The organism is Cryobacterium levicorallinum, from assembly GCF_004402405.1.
GTDB lineage: Bacteria > Actinomycetota > Actinomycetes > Actinomycetales > Microbacteriaceae > Cryobacterium > Cryobacterium levicorallinum.
The window spans coordinates 181667-199615 of the sequence record NZ_SOFE01000004.1 but is presented as its reverse complement, the minus strand read 5'-3'; the positions used below and the strand labels follow the sequence as shown (position 1 = coordinate 199615).

Sequence of the window (17949 nt, the reverse complement as noted above, 5' to 3'; positions counted from 1 at the left end):
TCTGTGAGGAACTTTGAACGGTTCTCACTGACCATCGCACGGTGGTTCGTTACGTTGTTATTCCAACGATCGAACCCCGGGAATTACACCACTGCACGGGACGTGACCCTCGAGGGCATCGCCGCTCGGCATCCGTTTCAAGAGGGTGCAAGTACTTTCACCCTCTTGTTTACTTATCGACGGATGCGATCTCAAGAAGGCCTAGGAGGCCGCCGCCAGGCGGTAACCGACGCCGCGCACGGTTTCGATGCGCTCGGCCCCGGAGCTCGTGCGCCCGATCTTTCTGCGCACATTGGCCACGTGTACCTCGAGCGAGCGCCGGTCGGAATCCGTCACGAGACCGCTCGTGACGTAGCTCCCCCCGCGCAACTCCAGAATGAGCTCGGCCTTGCTGTGCACCCAGTTGCTGGGCTGGATCAGGCTCGCAAGCAGGTCGAATTCGCTGCGCGTCAGCAGAACGGATGCCCGTTCCACCTCAACGAGGCGCCGCTCGGGGTTGAGGCGCAGGCCATCGTGCTGCAGCCATCCGCTTTCCAATAGGTCGGGCTCAGCCGCGGCCGGCGCTCGGCGGAGCACGGCGTCGATGCGGGCGCGCAGCTCTCCGGTGCGAAACGGCTTGGCCACGAAATCGTCGGCTCCGGCGCTCAGGCCGCGCACGACGTCGATCTCGTCGAAGCGGGCGGAGATCATGATGATGCTCCGGTCGGTGAGCAGGCGAATGCGCTTGAGGGTTTCGAAACCGTCCATGCCGGGCATGTTGACGTCGAGGGTCGTCAGCGTCGGATTCAGGTCTCGCACGAGCTGCACACCCGCGGCGCCGGTGCGGGCGATCTTCACGACGAATCCGGCCTCGCCGAGGATGACCTCGAGTACCTCGCCAATGTCGGCGTCATCTTCGATCACCACGGCCACGCGTTCAGCGGTCTCAGCCATGGCGCCCTCCCTGCAGTGCAGAAACGCTGAGCGGCGGCGCAGCCACGGTCACCCCCGCGAGCGGCAGCGTGAGCTCAAACCGACTGCCCGCAGCCGACGAGTGGGCCAGGCGCAGATCGCCGCCGTGCCGCTGGGCGATGTCGCGACTGATGCCGAGGCCCAGCCCGGTACCGGACTGGGTCGACAGCCGCGCCGACTCGGTGCGAAAGTACGGCTCGAAAACCCGCGCGCGATCGGCCGCAGCGATTCCGCATCCGCTGTCGGTGATCGCAAACGTCACCGTGTCACCGTCGCGGGTCTCGCTCACGGTCACCGTGCCGCCGACGCGGTTGTATTTGACGGCGTTGGTGAGCAGATTGTCGAGCACCTGTCGAATGCGACTCGGGTCGACCTCGGCCCAGGCCGGGGAGGCCGCGGTGACGTCGATGGTGACCTGCCGCGCATCGGCGGCAGCACGGCTCGCCGCATGGGAATGGTCGATGAGTACCCGAATGTCGGTCGCCGCCCGGTGCAGCTCCAGCTGCGAGGTGCCGGTGCTGCGCGCCAGCAGCAGATCGGCGAGGATCGTCTCCATTTGTTCGGCGTTCCGCACGATCACCCCGGCCCGCCGCTCGACGGTCTGCGCGTGCTCGCTGGCGCGCTGCACCAGCTCGGCATTGCCCAGAATGGAGGTGAGCGGAGTACGCAGCTCGTGGGTGACCGCCTCGATCAGGTCGTCGCGGGCCCGCACCGCCTGCTCGGTGAGGGCGGTCTGCGCGGCCAGTTCACGACGTTTACGACGGATGCGGGTGCCCGACACCCCCGCTGCCGCCGACATGATGACCATGGTCAGTGGAAAGGCGACGAGGCGGGTGAACTCCTTGGAGTCGAAGTCGGCGTAGCCCGCGAAAAAGCTGCTCGGGCTCGTCGCTGCCACGAGGGCGAGGCAGATCACGAAGCCCCAGGGGCCGAAGGAGTAGGCAATCCAGATGATCGGCAGCATGAGCAGCAGCGCCCCACCCGACAGCATGGGATCGTCAGCTAGTGCGGTCAAGCGGATGCCCACAATATCCACCAGGGGCACCAGTAGAGAGAACCGCTGGAACAGCACTGTGCGGTTCCCGAGCACGGTCGCGAGCGTCGTGAGAGCGATGAGGCCCGCCCCGGTACCGTACAACATCGGGTCCAGGCTGTTCGGACGACTGAGCAGTAGGGCCGTGCCCACGACGAGCAGCGCCCCAAACACCACAATCTGAAATTCCAGCAGGGATCGGGCGTAGCCCTCGTAGTGCCTCGCCATGCCCATTTACCCCCTGGTTGTAGCCTAACGACCGGCGGCGCCAGTGGGAGCCCCTGAACGGGGCGCAGGGCGCGCGGTCCGCGCGGCGTCGTTCAACCCGGTCACGCGGTGGCGCGCTGTCGCCTGCTCGTGGTCACCAATGCGAGGCCGAGGAGGAGCGCGGCACCACCACCCGCGAGCAGCAACACGGGAGCGTCGTAACCGGTGGAGGCGAGCCCGCTGTAGCCGACATACACCTCGTCCGGCGGGACCAGGGTGCCGGTCACGGCCAGGGGTGACCTGCCTTCGGGAACGTAGGTGGCAGCGGATGCTGCGGCCGGCACGGTAAAGATGGTGAGCGCGGTCAGCGCGGTGAGGGCGAAGAGCTTCTTGAGCATGAGCGAATTCCTGTCAGAACGGTCGTTTTGGCACCAGTGGAGGCGTCGGGTGGGCCTCGAAGGCCTCACCGTACCGACCTTCACCGTAGATATCTACGGGTAGGTGATGATTTATCATCTATTCGTGCTGACTGTTATGCTCTCCTGGCGCGTTGCGCGACGTGGAACAATTGCGTATGACCAACGAGACTTCGCCCCTGCCGCTCTTCCTCGTGCTGAATGGCCCGAATCTCAATCTTCTCGGCACTCGCGAGCCCGAGCGGTACGGATCCGAAACCCTGCTCGACCTCGAGACGCGCGTCACCGCTGCGGCCGGCCGGCTGAACGTGCGGGTCGAGTTTTTCCAGAGCAACCATGAGGGCGCGCTCATTGACGCCATCCACGGCGCCCGCGGTGGGGCCACCGGAATCATCCTCAACGCAGGGGCCTACACCCACACCTCGATCGCCATTCGCGATGCGATCGTCGGCGTCGCCATCCCCACCGTCGAGGTGCACGTCACCAATGTGCACGCGCGCGAGGAGTTTCGTCATACCTCTTATATCGCCGAGAAAGCGGATGCCGTCATCGCCGGCGCCGGCCTGCTTGGCTACGTCTTCGCACTGGAGCTCCTGGTCGCCAAGTACGGGCGTTGACCCGCTGCGTCAGAGCTAACCGGGGTGCACCGACTTTCGGTGCTGCAATCTTGCTGATGTGGCGGTTGCTTTGGCACGCCCGCCTTGCGCAACTTGTCGCTCGTTGGCCGTCATTGCGAAGCGATGCCAGCCGCCGCCGATTGCACACTGCCCGCCGGTAGGGTGGCAGGACGCCCCGACCGAAAGCCGAACCATGCCCGATCTCGTTTTGCGCTCCGTCAGGCAGCCCGGCGACACCACATTCTCGGATGTGCACATAACCGGCGGCATCATCACGCAGATCGTGCCCGCCGGCACAGACTCAACCCGCCCGCACCCAACCCGCCCGGCCCCCGCCGTTGCAGGCCCGACGGGCACCCCCGCCGCTGTGGATCTCGAGGGCCGCACCGTCGTCCCCGGCCTCTGGGACGAACACGTGCACCTCACCCAGTGGGCGCTCACCGGCGCTCGGTTCGACCTCTCGGCGGCAGCATCGGCTCGCGAAGCCCTCGAGCTCGTGCGCGCGCAGGCCATTGCTGCGGCGCGGCCGACCCCGCTGATCGGCGTCAGATTTCGCGATGCGATCTGGGCCGACGCGCCCACGCTACGCGGTCTCGATGAGGTGACGCGGGGGCATCCGACCGCTTTGATCAGCCACGATCTGCACTGTGTCTGGCTCAACAGCGCGGCCGCCGAGCGTTTCGGCGTGCGGGTCGACGAGTCCGGACTGCTGCGCGAGCAGGCCGCGTTCGCCCTCACGATTGCGCTCGGGCAGCTGCCCGATGCCGAGGTTGACGCCCTGGCCACCCAGGCCGGAGCCCGGGCTGCCGCCCGCGGCGTTGTCGGCATCGTCGACTTCGAAATGACCTGGAACCCGGGCGTCTGGCAACGCCGCATCGCCGACGGATTCGACTCCCTGCGCATCGACGCCGGCATCTACCTGGCCGACCTCGACCGCGCCATTGCCGAACGGATGCACACCGGCGACCGCATCGCAGGCACCCGTGGCCTGCTCAGCGTGGGGCCGCTTAAGATGCTCATCGACGGTTCGCTGGGAACCCGCACGGCGTTCTGCGTCGACGAGTATCCGGTCGGCGGGCACGGCGTACTCACCGTGAGTGAAGACGACCTGGTCGAGATTCTCGTGAACGCCACCGCGGCCGGGCTGCTGCCCGCGGTGCACGCGATCGGCGATGCGGCGAACACGATCGCGCTGAACGCCTTCGAACGCGCAGCGGCCACCGGACGCATCGAGCACGCCCAGTTTCTGCAGGCCGACGACTTTGCCCGCTTCGCCCGCCTCGGCGTCATCGCGAGCGTGCAGCCGGAGCACGCGCTCGACGACCGCGACACCGTGGAACTGAACTGGGCCGCCGGTGCCGACCGCGTTTTCGCCCTGCGCTCGCTGCTCGACGCCGGGGCGACACTCGCGTTCGGATCCGACGCCCCCGTCGCACCCCTCGACCCGTTCACCACCATGAGCGCCGCGTCGTCGCGGGCCCGCAGCGACGGCCGCGAACCCTGGCGCCCCGACCAGGTCGTGACTCGCGCCCAGGCACTGGCCGCCTCAGCCCGCGGACGCACCCGCCTGCGCGTCGGCGACGTCGCCGACATCGCCATCCTCGACGGTGACCCGCTGACCGTCTCCGACGCAGTCTTCGAACGGATGCCCGTCGCCGCGACGCTCCTGGCCGGTCGCGTCACCCACGGAGGAGCCCTCTTCGCGGGCTAGCTGTCCCTGGACGGGTCTCAGTGGACAACTTCGGTGGGTGAAGGTCGGTCGTCACCCACCAAAGTTGTCTACTGAGTCGATGCCCTGAAACTCACGACTCCGACCAGCGGGCGACCTACCCGAACCGACCTGACACGTAGTCCTCGGTCGCCTGCACGCTGGGGTTCGAGAACATCGTGGTCGTATCGTCGTACTCGATCAGCTTGCCGGGCTTGCCGGTGCCCGCAATGTTGAAGAACGCGGTGCGGTCAGACACCCGCGAGGCCTGCTGCATATTGTGCGTCACGATCACGATCGTGTACTCGCTCTTCATCTCCTCGATGAGGTCTTCAATGGCGAGCGTCGAGATCGGGTCGAGCGCGGAGCACGGCTCGTCCATCAGAATCACATCGGGCTCTACCGCAATGGCGCGCGCGATGCAGAGGCGCTGCTGCTGCCCGCCGGAGAGGCCCGATCCGGGACGCGCGAGGCGATCCTTGACCTCGTTCCACAGGTTGGCGCCGCGGAGGGCTTTTTCGGTGAGGTCGTCGGCATCCGTTTTGCTCATGCGACGGTTGTTGAGCTTGACGCCGGCCAGCACGTTGTCCTGAATCGACATGGTCGGAAACGGGTTCGGCCGCTGAAAGACCATGCCGACCTGGCGGCGCACGAGCACCGGGTCAACCCCGGGTCCATAGAGGTTGTTGCCGTCGATGAGCACTTCACCCTCGACGCGCGCGCCGGGGATGACCTCGTGCATGCGGTTCAGCGTGCGAATGAACGTCGATTTTCCGCATCCGCTCGGCCCGATGAACGCGGTCACCGTGCGGGGCTCGATCACGATCGACACGCCTTCGACGGCGAGAAAGTTGCTGTAGTAGACGTTGAGGTCGTTGACTTCGATGCGCTTGGACATGAGTCCCTTTCTAAGAAGTGTTAGCGGCCCAGCTTGGGCGAGAACCAGTGGGCGATGAGGCGGGCGAGTCCGTTGAGCAGCATCACGATGAGAATCAGGGTGAGCGCCCCGGCCCAGGCCCGGTCGATATATGCCTGCGAATCCGCTCCCTGGTTGGCGTATTGCGTGTACACGAACACCGGCAGCGTCATCATCCGCTCACCGAACAGGTCATAGTTCATGCTCGAGGTGAATCCGGCGATGATCAGCAGCGGAGCGGTCTCACCGATGACCCGGGCGATCGACAGCATCACACCGGTGACGATTCCGGCAATGGATGTCGGCAGCACGACCTTGAGAATGGTCAGCCATTTCGGCACCCCGAGTGCAAAAGCGGCCTCGCGCAGTTCGTTCGGCACGAGCTTGAGCATCTCTTCGCTCGAGCGCACCACGACCGGAATCATCAGCACCGACAGCGCGATCGCCCCGCCGAATCCAAAGCGGATGCCCGGGTCGTCAAACAGCAGCGCGAACAGCGCGAAGGCGAACAGCCCGGCAACGATCGAGGGGATCCCGGTCATCACGTCGACGAAGAAGGTGATGGCCTTGGCGAGCTTGCCACGGCCGTACTCGACCAGGTAGATCGAGGCCAGCAGCCCGATCGGCACCGAGATGAGCGTGGCCATTCCGGTCACCATGAGCGTGCCGATGACCGCGTGCAGCACGCCGCCGCCGGCACCGACCACGTTGCGCTGCGAGGAGGTGAAGAACGTCGGCGTCAGAAACGCGGGCAGCCCGTTGACCACGGTCGTATAGATGATCGACACGAGCGGCAGCAGCGCGATGACGAAGGCCGCCGTCACGAGCGCCGTCATCAAGCGGTCCTTGGCCTTACGCGAACCCTCGACCAGTCGGGAGAGCACGTAGATGGCCACGCAGTACAGCACCGTGCCGAACACGACCGTGCCGACGACGTTGAAGCCGTCGACGCTGCCCGACAGAAACAGCATGGCGAAAAACGCGGCTGAAACGGCCCAGCTGGCCAGCAGTACCCAGAGCGAGGAACGGCGGGGCAGCTTGCCCGCGGTAAGCGAGTTGGTCAGCGGCGAAGCTTCCAAAACGGATGTCATCAGTTGGCTCCCGAAAATGCCTTACGGCTGTTGATAATGACGCGGGCCAGCATGTTCACGAGCAGGGTGACCACGAACAGCATGAGGCCGGTTGCCAGCAGAATATTCACGCCGACGCCGTGTGCCTCCGGAAAGTTCAGCGCGATATTCGAGGCGATCGTGTTCGAATTCTGTGAGGTCAGCAGCTGAAAGATGACCTCGGAACTGGGGGAGAGCACCATGGCCACGGCCATGGTCTCACCGAGGGCCCGGCCGAGGCCGAGCATCGAGGCCGAGATAATGCCGGGCAGTCCGAACGGCAGCACCGCCATGCGGATCATTTCCCAGCGCGTTGCACCGAGGGCCAGAGCGGCTTCCTCGTGCAGCAGCGGCGTCTGCAGAAAGATCTCGCGGCAGATGGCGGTGATGATCGGCAGAATCATGACGGCGAGCACGATGGCCACCGTGAAGATGGTGCGACCGGTGCCCGAGACGGGGCCCTGGAACGGGGTGAACCACCCGAACCACTCGACCAAGGTGGTGTAGAACGGCTGCACCATCGGGGCGAGCACGCCGATGCCCCAGAGCCCGAAGACCACCGAGGGAACGGCAGCGAGCAGGTCGACCAGGTAGCCGAGGCCCTGCGCGAGCTTACGAGGGGCGAAGTGCGAGATGAACAACGCAATGCCGATAGCGACGGGCACTGCCATGAGCAGGGCCAAAATAGCCGAGTAGATGGTGCCGAAGACCAACGGGCCCACGTACGACCAGAAGTTGGTCACGTCACCGCTGAAATCATCGGGTGCGGCGACAAACGCCGGCAGGCTCTCCACGAGGAGGAAGACTGCCACGGCAGCGAGCATGGCAAGAATCAGGCTGCCGGCAATGACGGTGGCAGAGGAGAAGATGCGGTCACCCGGTCGTTGCCTGGCCTTGATGGTCGTGGCGGCAGCTGTGGTCATGCCGGGGTCTCCCTAGAAAACAAAAACTGGTGAAATCCTGATGCCGGGTATCGGTGTTGGGGTGCGAACGTCAATAAAAAGACGTGCACACCCCAGTCTGCCCGATCAGCTCCCGCACATGTGCGAAAAGCTGACCGGGCAGGTGTGTCCAGGTGCTACTTGACGGTCGCGAGAACAGCGGCGACGTTGGCTTCGAGCTCGGAAGTCATCGGTGCAACGCCGGCGTTTTCTGCGGCAACGGCCTGCCCTTCGGCGCTGGAGATGAACTCAACGTAAGCCTTGACGAGCTCGCCCTGGGCGGCATCGGCGTACTCGTTGCAGACGATCGCGTAGCTCACCAGAACCAGCGGGTATTCCGCCGGGTTGGTGGTCTTGCGGTTCAGGTCAAGCGCGAGGTCGTCGGCTGCGCGGTCGGCCACGAGGGGTGATCCGGCAACAACCTCGGCCGCGGCCTCGGGGGTGTAAGCAACGAAGTCGGTGCCGACCATGAGCTTGGCGGTGCTGAGGTCTCCGGCCTGCGAAGCGTCGGCGTAGCCGATCATGTTCGTGCCGTTGGTGACAGCGTCAACAACGCCCGAGGTGCCCTTGGCGCCTTCACCGTCGAACGGGAAGGTGTCGGAGGCCTCTTCGGTCCACACGCTTGGTGCGGTCTGGCCGAGGTAATCGCTGAAGTTCTTCGTGGTGCCCGAGTCGTCCGAGCGGTGCACGGCGTTGATCGTTGCGGCCGGGAGGGTCGCGTCGGGGTTCAGCGCGACGATTGCGGCGTCATCCCAGCTGGTGATCGCGCCGGAGAAGATCTTGGCGAGCGTGTCAGCGTCGATGTTGAGTTCGTCAACACCCTCGACGTTGAAGATCACGGCGATGGGGGAGATGTAGACCGGCAGGTCGACAGCCTTGGTGTCGGGAGCGCAGGAAGCGAAGGTTCCCGCGAGCTCGTCGTCGCCCAGGTAGGAGTCGCTGCCGGCGAAGTCGGTGCCGCCGGCGATGAAGGCTTCGCGGCCGCCGCCGGAGCCGGAGGGCTCGTAGTTGATGGTGACGCCGTTGTTGGCGATCTGGAAGGCAGCGATCCAGGCCTGCTGGGCGGCGTCCATTGCGGAGGAACCGGCACCGTTCAGGGTGCCGGTGAGCGTGCTCGCAGATGCCTCGTCGCCGGTGGTGGCAACATCGCCTTCATTTGCTGCACAGGAGGAGAGTGCGAGGCCTGCGGCAATGGCGATGACCGCGGGGCGGCCGAAACGCTTGAAGTTCACGTGAATCCCTTTCAAGAAGAACAAGACATGATTGCTGGTGCATGGGCCGGTGCTGACCCGTAGACGACGCTAAGTAAATGAAGTAACCGCCGACCGACGCCAAGGTAAACGGAAGGTTAACGGGCGATAACGTTTCCGGCGTGGGCGGGCCGTGATGCGGGGCATCCGTTCTATGAAGCGGTCGCCAGGCAGATGGCCGAGGCGGAGTCGGTGAGCATTTGGGATGCACTGCGCCGGGGCCGATTATAGGACTGAATTGCCAAAAGGCAATCTCATACCATAAGCTTGATCCTTGGTGTCTGGTGTCGTCTTTTGTGGCGTGTCTGGCACCAATCCCGCGTGACCAGCATTCAATACAGAGCGACAGTGAGGGTATGGCCAAAAAAGACGGTGTCATCGAAATCGAGGGCGCGGTAGTCGAAGCTCTGCCCAACGCGATGTTTCGCGTTGAGCTGTCAAACGGCCATCGAGTTCTTGCCCACATCTCGGGCAAGATGCGTCAGCACTACATCCGTATCCTCCCAGAGGACCGCGTGATCGTTGAGTTGAGCCCGTATGACTTGACCCGCGGCCGGATTGTCTACCGCTACAAGTAACGACTGCTGTAAGTAACGGCCGACGGCATCCCGTTGGTACGAAGACAGCGAAAAACAAGGAATCACCATGAAGGTCAAGCCCAGCGTCAAAAAGATCTGTGACAAGTGCAAGGTCATCCGCCGCAACGGCAACGTGATGGTCATCTGCGAGAACCCGCGTCACAAGCAGCGCCAGGGATAATCTCTCTCTTCGAGATTCACCTGCATAAGTAAATAGCAGTTCCGGGAGCCCTTCGGGGTGACACCATCGGTTGGAGGCCGGTGTACAGGAACTGTTACAGACCTCCATCACTAAACAGGAGACACAATGGCACGTCTAGCCGGCGTCGACATCCCGCGCGATAAGCGCGTGGAAGTTGCATTGACATACATTTACGGTGTTGGCCGTACGAGGGCCCTCAAGACCCTCGCCGACACTGGAATCGACGGAAACATCCGCGTCAAGGATTTGAGCGACGACCAGCTCGTCCTTCTCCGCGACTACGTCGAGGGAACCTTCAAGGTTGAGGGTGACCTCCGCCGCGAGGTTGCCGCTGACATCCGCCGCAAGGTTGAAATTGGCAGCTACGAGGGCATCCGCCACCGCAAGGGCCTGCCCGTTCGCGGTCAGCGCACCAAGACCAACGCTCGCACCCGCAAGGGCCCGAAGCGCACCGTAGCCGGCAAGAAGAAGGCGCGCTAGGCCTCGGCCTAGCCCGCTAACGCCTTTAGGATTCAGGAGAAATTCATGGCACAACCCAAGTCGGCCGTACGGAAGCCGCGTAAGAAAGAAAAGAAGAACATTGCTGTGGGCCAGGCTCACATCAAGAGCACCTTCAACAACACGATCGTGTCGATCACCGACACGACCGGTGCCGTCATCAGCTGGGCCTCTTCGGGCCAGGTTGGTTTCAAGGGTTCGCGCAAGTCGACCCCCTTCGCTGCACAGCTGGCCGCCGAATCGGCTGCCCGCCAGGCGCAGGAACACGGCATGAAGAAGGTTGACGTCTTCGTCAAGGGACCCGGCTCAGGCCGCGAGACCGCGATCCGTTCGCTGCAGGCCGCTGGCCTCGAGGTCGGATCGATCAACGACGTGACGCCCCAGGCTCACAACGGATGCCGTCCGCCCAAGCGCCGCCGCGTCTAAAGCACTCGCTGTCATCTCGACGGGCTCGGCACTTGAATGGCGCCGAGCCCCGTCGGGACTCTTTTCTTTCAACTTTTCACACTCTCGTCATTGCAAGTGTCATATAGCGGACACTTAGCCGAAAGGAATCAACAGTGCTTATTGCACAGCGTCCAACGCTCACCGAAGAGAACATCTCGGAGTTCCGTTCACGGTTCATCATTGAGCCGCTCGAACCTGGCTTCGGCTACACCCTCGGCAACTCGCTTCGCCGTACTCTGCTCTCCTCGATTCCCGGCGCTGCTGTAACCAGCATCCGTATCGATGGCGTGCTGCACGAGTTCAGCACCGTCCCCGGTGTGAAGGAAGATGTCACCGAGATCATCCTGAACATCAAGGGCCTCGTCGTCTCGAGCGAGCACGACGAGCCCATCACCGCGTACCTGCGCAAGCAGGGTGCCGGCCAGGTTACCGCCGCTGACATTTCGGCTCCGGCCGGCGTCGAGGTGCACAACCCGGAACTGGTCATCGCAACCCTCAACGACAAGGCGAAGTTCGAACTCGAACTGACTATTGAGCGTGGCCGTGGTTACGTGTCCAGCACCCAGAACCGCAACGAGTTCTCCGAAGCCGGCCAGATTCCGGTCGACTCGATCTACTCGCCCGTGCTCAAGGTGACTTATCGGGTCGAGGCAACTCGTGCCGGAGAGCGCACTGACTTCGATCGCCTCGTCGTTGACGTGGAGACCAAGTCGGCCATCTCGCCGCGCGACGCCATCGCCTCCTCTGGTCGCACCCTGACCGAGCTGTTCGGCCTGGCCCGCGAGCTCAACACCGCAGCCGAGGGCATCGAGATCGGCCCAGCGCCGGTTGACGCTGTGCTCTCGACCGAGCTTTCGATTCCGATCGAAGACCTCGACCTGTCGGTGCGCTCGTACAACTGCCTCAAGCGTGAAGGCATCAACAACGTCAGCGAACTGGTCGCCCTGTCGGAGACCCAGCTGATGAACATCCGCAACTTCGGGCAGAAGTCGGTTGACGAAGTGAAGGACAAGCTCGTTGAGCTCGGCCTGTCACTGAAGGATTCGGTTCCCGGATTCGACGGCGCGCACTTCTACAGCGGCTACGAAGAAGAGACCAACTAAGGCTCGGCTTCCCGCTGCCTTTCGATTTTTTGATACTGGAGATTACCAATGCCTAAGCCCACAAAGGGCCCCCGTCTCGGTGGCGGCCCGGCGCATGAGCGCCTCATGCTTGCGAACCTGGCCGCGGCCCTGTTCACCCACAAGTCGATCAAGACGACCGAGACCCGTGCCAAGCGCCTGCGTCCGCTCGCCGAGCGCATGGTGCAGTTCGCCAAGCGCGGCGACCTGCACGCCCGTCGTCGCGTTCTCGCGACGATCACCGACAAGTCCGTCGTGCACGAGCTGTTCACGGTCATCGCCCCGCAGGTCAACGAGCGTCAGGGCGGCTACACCCGCATCACGAAGCTTGGTTTCCGCAAGGGTGACAACGCGTCCATGGTGCAGATGGAGCTCGTTCTCGAGCCCCTGACCCCCAAGGTCAAGCGTTCCAAGACCGCGACCGTTGCCGCGACCCCCGTCGGGTCCGAGAACGTCGTTGTCGAAGACGTAGTTACTGAAGACGTAGTTACTGAAGACGTAGTCGTCGAAGACGCTGCCGTCGAAGAGACCGTCGTAGCCGAAGATGCAGCCGTCGAAGACGCTGCGCCCGAGGCCGACAAGAAGTAGCACCACCACCGAAGGGGGGCCCACGAAAGTGGGCCCCCCTTTTTGCGCCCACCAGGTCGTCGAGAGCGCAAAAAGTGCCCGATTGGACGCCTCAATCGGGCACTTTTTGCGCTCTCGACGAAAGATAGGGTGGGGGGATGGTTGATTACGAGACATCGTTGACGGAACGCGTTGGGGATGCCCCGGCGCCGGTGGTTCCGTCGCACCCGGACGTCGCTGGGTGGCGAGCGGCTACCGAGAGCGACATCGACGGCATCTGGCAGCTGCGCCAGGCCATGGGCGAGGTCGATCACCCCAACTACCTCACGGCCCGCGGCGCGATCGCCGCCGACTTCGGCTACTCGCACTTTCACCCTGAGCTCGATTCGCTGGTGGGTCTCGACCAGACCGGCCGCATTGTCGCTGTCGGCATGGTCATGTTCCCGCCACGCCAGGTGACCCTCGCACGCTCGCTGCCGATCGGCGGGGTACACCCGCTGCTACGCGGACGCGGCATCGGACGCCAGCTGCTGGACTGGCAGCTCGCGAGAGCGAAGCAGCAGCTCGCCTCGTCGGCCAGCACTGTGCCCGGCTGGATCCTGACCTATGCCGACGAACGTTCCCCGCAGAACGCCGCCCTGTTCGAGCACGCTGGCCTCAGCCTGGCGCGCTATTTTCTCACCCTGGAACGACCGCTGGATGCCCCGGCGCGGGCAATCGACCCGGCCGACGGCATCCGTATCGCCGCGTTCACCACCGAGGCCTCGGCCGAGGTGCACGCCGCCCGCGACGACGCATTCATGGACCACTGGGGCAGCCAGCCGATGAGCGATGAGAACTGGAATGCCTTCGTCGGCGGCAAATGGTTTCGCCCCGACCTGTCGTTCGTGGCCTACGGCACAGACCGCGCCAACATCGAGCAGGTTGTCGGCTTCGTGCTCTCGACCGCGAACGAGAACGTCTGGGCCACCCAGGGGTTCACCGGCAGCTATATCGACCTGGTCGGCGTCTTGAGCGGATGGCGCGGCCGCCACATCGCGCAATCCCTCCTGGCTGCCCAGCTGGCCGCGGGGCAGGCGCTCGGCCACGAGCGGGTGACCCTCGCGGTCGACTCCGCGAGTCCCACCGGCGCTCTTGGCCTGTACACCGGAATGGGCTTCGTGCCTACCCACAAGAAGATGGCGTACTCGCTCGAGTTCTGAGTCTGGCCCCGTTCAGGGCGGCGGATAGGGTGAAGCATGACCGATCACACGACTCCACTCTCTACGCGCGTGACCGCTCCCGCGCAGCTCCCCGTTCCCGAGCACGCCGAGGTCGCGCTGTGGCGCCCGGCGTCTCCCGCCGATATCGACGCCATCTGGGAGCTGGAGAAGGCGATCGGCCGCGCCGACCACCCCAACTATGTGCTGGAGCGCGATCAGATCGCCGAGATCTTCGACTTCTCGTTCGTCGACCCGGCGACCGACACGCTCGTCGCTCTCGACGCCGACGGTCACGTCGTCGCCGACGGCCTGGTCGTGCTGCAGCCCGGGCAAGAAACCCTAGTGAAGTCCAACCTGAGCGGTGGGGTGCTGCCCGAGATGCGCGACCGGGGCATTGGGCGCGAGCTGCTGGGCTGGCAGGTCGCCCGGGCCCACCAGCAACTCGCGACCTCCGACAAGCTGCTGCCCGGCTGGATCTCCACCTTCTGCGACGAGCGCGCCCCGCAGAACGGGCGCCTCTACGAACGGTTCGGTTTGGCCTGCACTCGCTACTTTCTCACCCTCGACCGCATGCTCGCCGACCCGATCCGCGAGGTCACGGTGGGCGCGGGCATCCGCTTGGCCGGGTACACACCCGAGCTGTCAGCCGCCGTACACGCCGCGCGCAATGCCGCCTTCATGGACCACTGGTCTAGCCAGCCCATTCCCGACGAGAGTTGGAACGCGTACGTCGCCGGGCCGTCGTTCCAGAACGACCTCTCCTTCGTCGCCTTCGCAACCGAACCCGATGGCACCGAGCACGTCGTCGGTTTCGTCATGACGAGCGTCAACGAAGAAGACTGGGCAGCGGCCGGCTACCGCAGCAGCTACATCGGCCTGGTCGGTGTGCTGAGCGGATGGCGCGGCCGCCACATCGCGCAGGCCCTGTTGGCCGCGCAGCTGGCCGCCAGCCGCACCGCCGGGCACGAGCGGGCCACCCTCGACGTGGACTCGGCGAGTCCGACCGGCGCGCTCGACCTGTACACGGGCATGGGCTTCTTCGCCACCCAGCGCGAGTTGGCCTACGTGCTCGAGTTCTGAAGCGTCAGCGGTACGGCGGCGCGCTGGGCGCGTCGGCGTCACGCAGCAGCCAGCTCATGTCGGCCAGCGGCGGCAGCGCAGCCAGACGTTCCAGCGCCGCCAGCACCTGGTCGGCGTAGAGCTGCCCGCCGGTCGGCCCGGGATGCACCTGGTCTCCGGCGAGCAGGTCGAGGCGCCCGGCGATCGTGTCGTGCCAGTTGGCGAGCTCGACCCGGCGATTGCCCGCTGCGAACTCAGCCAGGGTCGCATTGACCCCGTCGGTCCAGTCGCGGTTGGCATAAGCGTTCACGAGCACGAGCTGCCGGTCCGGGCCGAGAATGCGCAGAATGGACACGAGCTCGCTCGCCGTGATCGGGCCGTTGGTGCCGAGACCGATCACGACCACCGGATGCAACTGGCCGGCAGCCTTGAGCGCCAGCAATATGTCGTCTGCGGAATACATCCCGCGTGACACCGAAGCATCGATCGTGATGCCCGTGAGGGTCTCCTGCAATTCCGGCGCAGAGGCGAGCATGACCGAGTCACCGACGGCGGTGATCAGTCCCTCGGCTGGGACCGGGGTCACCGTGGCCTGGCGGGCCGCCTCGGCGGCCGCAGCCTGCGCGGCGGCGCGCGCCGCAGCATCCACTGCCCGTTGGCCGCGTTCGATGCGCAACTGCGCCGAGGTCTGGGCGGGGGCGGTCAGGACGGCGGCCGTGGTGCCGCCGACCAGCAGAAGCGAGAGGGCTGCGGCGGCCGCGACCAGGCGGCGTCGCTGCACGGGGCCGGTCATGACCGTGCCAATCAAACGGATGCTGCCGCGCAGGCCGATCCGCCGGATCGGCTGCTCCAACCAGCGGTACGACAGGCCCGCGCAGGCCAGCGTGATCGCCGTGGCGAGCAGCCCGATCGGCAGCAGGCCGCCGGTCGGCCAGAGCAGCTGCACCAAGACGAGCAGCGGCCAGTGCCACAGGTAGATTCCGTACGATCGTTCGCCGACGTAGCGCAGCGGCGCCCGGTCGAGCAGCTGGCCGAAGCGGCCGCCACGCACACCGGCCCAGATGGCGACGGCTGTGGCCAGGCTCACCGCGACCAGGCCGCCGCGGTAGGTTGCGCTGCCGTCCTCAGGCAGCCAGATGGCGAACGCGATGATCGCCCCGACCGCGGCCGCGCCGAGCCAGGGCCGCAGCCGGGGCAGCTCGTTGCGGTGCCCGCTCGGACGGCGCAGCAGCAGGGCCAGAGCGGCGCCGGCAAACAGTCCGAAACTGTGCGTGTCCGAGCCGTAGTAGACGCGGGTCGGGTCGGCGCCGGGCTGGTAGAGCACGCCCATCCAGACGGCGGAAGCGACGAACAGTGCGGTGACGATGGCCAGCCGCAGACGCGGGCGGCGAAGGAGCAGTACGGCCAGCAGCATGAGCGGCCAGACCAGGTAGAACTGTTCCTCGACGGCGAGCGACCAGAGGTTGCGCAGCAGCTCGGGCTCGTTCACGCTGAAGTAGCTGTTATCCGTCGCGATCGACACCCAGTTGTAGCCGAAGGTCGTGGCCCCCAGCAGCTGAGCGCCGAGGCCGACGAGAACATCGCCGCCGATCAAAAATGCCACGGTGCAGCTGATCAGAATCACCGGAACCAGCGGCGGCACCAGGCGCCGGGCCCGCCGCTGCCAAAACCGGCGCAGCGAGATACGCCCGGTGCGGGTGTGCTCGGAGACGAGCAGACCCGTGATTAGAAAACCGCTGATCACGAAGAAAACGTCGACGCCGATGAAGCCTCCGGGCAGCAGCACCGGAAAGAAATGGTAAACCACGACGGCGATCACGGCGAGGGCGCGCAGGCCGTCGAGACCGGCTAGACGGCCACGGCGCACGAGCGGCGCTGCGGCCGCCCGAGCCGGACTGGTTTGCGGCCCGATCACGGGTTCTTCGAACACGGCGGCGCCGGTCGACGACGGAGTCCTCCCGGCAATGGGAGACGGTGCGACAGGGCGGGTCATGGGTAAGACGAGCATTCGGATGCCACGCACACGGGGGTCATGCGCTGGGCCGGATTCAACGATAACCCGCACGCGCCGCCTAGGCTTACCCTCGTGAATCTTTTCGTACCCCGCGCCGGCCATGCCGCGCCAGGGTCCACGCGCATCAGACTTGACCTTGCCTACGACGGCACGGATTTCACCGGCTGGGCCCGCCAGCCGGGCTTTCGCACCGTTCAGGCCGACATCGAAAACGGGCTCGCCGGCATCCTGCAGAGCTTCCCCCCGCACCCCACGCTGATTGTCGCCGGTCGAACGGATGCCGGGGTGCACGCCCGCGGGCAGGTCGCCCACTTCGACCTCACCGCCGAGCAGGCACACTCCCTCGTGCGCATTCAGCGCGGCACCGGAAACCGCCCGCCGGTCGACCTCGGCACTGCCGTGCTGCGCCGCCTCGGCGGCATCCTGGTGACCAAGCCGGACATTGTGCTGCGCCGTGCCACGGTCGTGCCCGGCGGTTTCGACGCCCGATTCTCGGCCATGTGGCGCCGCTACGAGTACCGTCTCGCCGACCCCCTCGCGCTGCACGACCCGCAGCAGCGACTGCGCACTACGTGGCATCCGTTTAAACTCGATCTCGCCGCAATGGACGCGGCGGCGGCGACCCTGGTCGGCCTGCACGACTTCGCCGCCTATTGCAAGCCGCGTCCCGGTGCCACGACCATCCGCACGGTGCAGGACTTTCGCTGGCGGCGCGACGACGACGGCCTCATCATCGCCACCATTAAAGCGGATGCCTTCTGCCACAGCATGGTACGCGCCATGGTCGGCGCCTGCGTCGCCGTGGGGGAGGGGCGGCTCGACGGCAGCACCCTCGCGCACCTGCACTTCGACAAACACCGCATCAGCGAGTTCAAGGTGATGCAGGCGCACGGTCTGACCTTGATCGACGTCGGCTACCCGGAAGACGCCGAACTGGCGCTGCGCGCCGTCGCCACCCGCAACCGGCGTTCGCTGCCCGGCCCCGTCGAAGTTGCGTCCGCAGCACTCTGAGACTACTGTTGACCCTTGGTGTCTGTGCGTTGCAGCGCGGCGCCCGAACGTGAGCCCTCCATCGACAGTGTTCTGCTTGACAGAACACGCCCGGAGCGGGAT

At 65.3% G+C, this 17949-nt stretch carries 19 protein-coding genes; 11 read left to right on the top strand and 8 right to left on the bottom strand.

Annotation, left to right across the window (positions count from 1 at the left end):
- Nucleotides 1-201: 201 nt before the first annotated feature.
- The 3 genes from E3O11_RS03150 to E3O11_RS03140 form a co-directional block, all read right to left on the bottom strand.
- Nucleotides 202-933 (bottom strand): response regulator transcription factor, encoded by a 732-nt coding sequence (locus tag E3O11_RS03150; protein WP_092449471.1) that lies wholly within the window; start codon nt 931-933, stop codon nt 202-204.
- Complete coding sequence (locus E3O11_RS03145) at nt 926-2212, bottom strand: sensor histidine kinase (RefSeq protein ID WP_166787470.1); 1287 nt, start codon at nt 2210-2212, stop codon at nt 926-928. Before E3O11_RS03145 ends, E3O11_RS03150 begins: the two co-directional genes overlap by 8 nt.
- A gap of 101 nt (nt 2213-2313) precedes the next feature.
- Nucleotides 2314-2589, bottom strand: coding sequence for an LPXTG cell wall anchor domain-containing protein (locus tag E3O11_RS03140; protein WP_092449475.1), 276 nt, complete (start codon nt 2587-2589; stop codon nt 2314-2316).
- 176 nt (nt 2590-2765) lie between these two features.
- On the opposite strand from E3O11_RS03140, the gene aroQ reads away from it, so the two are divergent.
- Both aroQ and E3O11_RS03130 read left to right on the top strand, forming a co-directional pair.
- A complete protein-coding gene (gene aroQ / locus E3O11_RS03135) occupies nt 2766-3224 on the top strand; it encodes a type II 3-dehydroquinate dehydratase (RefSeq protein WP_092449477.1) in 459 nt (152 codons plus the stop codon).
- 193 nt (nt 3225-3417) lie between these two features.
- On the top strand, nt 3418-4935 hold the full coding sequence (locus E3O11_RS03130; RefSeq protein WP_092449479.1) for an amidohydrolase family protein: 1518 nt from the start codon (nt 3418-3420) through the stop codon (nt 4933-4935).
- 115 nt (nt 4936-5050) lie between these two features.
- Here the strand turns inward: E3O11_RS03130 and pstB are convergent, their stop codons facing one another.
- The 4 genes from pstB to pstS all read right to left on the bottom strand — a co-directional run bounded on the left by pstB (nt 5051) and on the right by pstS (nt 9130).
- Nucleotides 5051-5830 carry a phosphate ABC transporter ATP-binding protein PstB gene (gene pstB / locus E3O11_RS03125; RefSeq protein ID WP_092449481.1) on the bottom strand — a complete coding sequence of 260 codons (780 nt, stop codon included), beginning with the start codon at nt 5828-5830 and terminating at the stop codon, nt 5051-5053.
- A 20-nt stretch (nt 5831-5850) separates the two neighbouring features.
- Nucleotides 5851-6939, bottom strand: a complete 1089-nt coding sequence (gene pstA / locus E3O11_RS03120) for a phosphate ABC transporter permease PstA (protein WP_092449483.1) — start codon at nt 6937-6939, stop codon at nt 5851-5853.
- Entirely contained in the window at nt 6939-7880 is a 942-nt protein-coding gene (gene pstC / locus E3O11_RS03115) for a phosphate ABC transporter permease subunit PstC (RefSeq protein ID WP_092449485.1), read from the bottom strand. The genes pstA and pstC overlap by 1 nt, the downstream gene beginning before the upstream one ends.
- A gap of 155 nt (nt 7881-8035) precedes the next feature.
- Nucleotides 8036-9130 (bottom strand): phosphate ABC transporter substrate-binding protein PstS, encoded by a 1095-nt coding sequence (pstS, locus tag E3O11_RS03110; RefSeq protein ID WP_092449487.1) that lies wholly within the window; start codon nt 9128-9130, stop codon nt 8036-8038.
- Nucleotides 9131-9504: 374 nt separating this feature from the next.
- Here pstS and infA point away from each other — a divergent pair, with 374 nt between their 5' ends.
- From infA to E3O11_RS03070, 8 genes are all read left to right on the top strand, one after another.
- Entirely contained in the window at nt 9505-9726 is a 222-nt protein-coding gene (gene infA, locus E3O11_RS03105) for a translation initiation factor IF-1 (protein WP_035834638.1), read from the top strand.
- Nucleotides 9727-9793: 67 nt separating this feature from the next.
- A complete protein-coding gene (gene rpmJ, locus E3O11_RS03100) occupies nt 9794-9907 on the top strand; it encodes a 50S ribosomal protein L36 (RefSeq protein WP_035834639.1) in 114 nt (37 codons plus the stop codon).
- Nucleotides 9908-10033: 126 nt separating this feature from the next.
- Nucleotides 10034-10408, top strand: a complete 375-nt coding sequence (rpsM, locus tag E3O11_RS03095) for a 30S ribosomal protein S13 (protein ID WP_092449488.1) — start codon at nt 10034-10036, stop codon at nt 10406-10408.
- A gap of 45 nt (nt 10409-10453) precedes the next feature.
- Nucleotides 10454-10852: a 30S ribosomal protein S11 gene (gene rpsK, locus E3O11_RS03090; protein WP_035834641.1), complete on the top strand. Its 399-nt coding sequence runs from the start codon at nt 10454-10456 to the stop codon at nt 10850-10852.
- 134 nt (nt 10853-10986) lie between these two features.
- Nucleotides 10987-11976 carry a DNA-directed RNA polymerase subunit alpha gene (locus tag E3O11_RS03085; RefSeq protein WP_092339419.1) on the top strand — a complete coding sequence of 330 codons (990 nt, stop codon included), beginning with the start codon at nt 10987-10989 and terminating at the stop codon, nt 11974-11976.
- A 48-nt stretch (nt 11977-12024) separates the two neighbouring features.
- Nucleotides 12025-12582 (top strand): 50S ribosomal protein L17, encoded by a 558-nt coding sequence (rplQ, locus tag E3O11_RS03080; protein ID WP_092449490.1) that lies wholly within the window; start codon nt 12025-12027, stop codon nt 12580-12582.
- 137 nt (nt 12583-12719) lie between these two features.
- Nucleotides 12720-13763: a GNAT family N-acetyltransferase gene (locus E3O11_RS03075; RefSeq protein WP_092449492.1), complete on the top strand. Its 1044-nt coding sequence runs from the start codon at nt 12720-12722 to the stop codon at nt 13761-13763.
- A 36-nt stretch (nt 13764-13799) separates the two neighbouring features.
- Nucleotides 13800-14843 carry a GNAT family N-acetyltransferase gene (locus E3O11_RS03070; protein WP_092449494.1) on the top strand — a complete coding sequence of 348 codons (1044 nt, stop codon included), beginning with the start codon at nt 13800-13802 and terminating at the stop codon, nt 14841-14843.
- A 4-nt stretch (nt 14844-14847) separates the two neighbouring features.
- On the opposite strand, the gene E3O11_RS03065 is transcribed toward E3O11_RS03070, so the two are convergent.
- Complete coding sequence (locus tag E3O11_RS03065) at nt 14848-16815, bottom strand: acyltransferase family protein (protein WP_166787469.1); 1968 nt, start codon at nt 16813-16815, stop codon at nt 14848-14850.
- 93 nt (nt 16816-16908) lie between these two features.
- Between E3O11_RS03065 and truA the strand changes: the two genes are divergently transcribed.
- Nucleotides 16909-17847 carry a tRNA pseudouridine(38-40) synthase TruA gene (truA, locus tag E3O11_RS03060; RefSeq protein ID WP_233195155.1) on the top strand — a complete coding sequence of 313 codons (939 nt, stop codon included), beginning with the start codon at nt 16909-16911 and terminating at the stop codon, nt 17845-17847.
- Nucleotides 17848-17949: the final 102 nt, after the last annotated feature.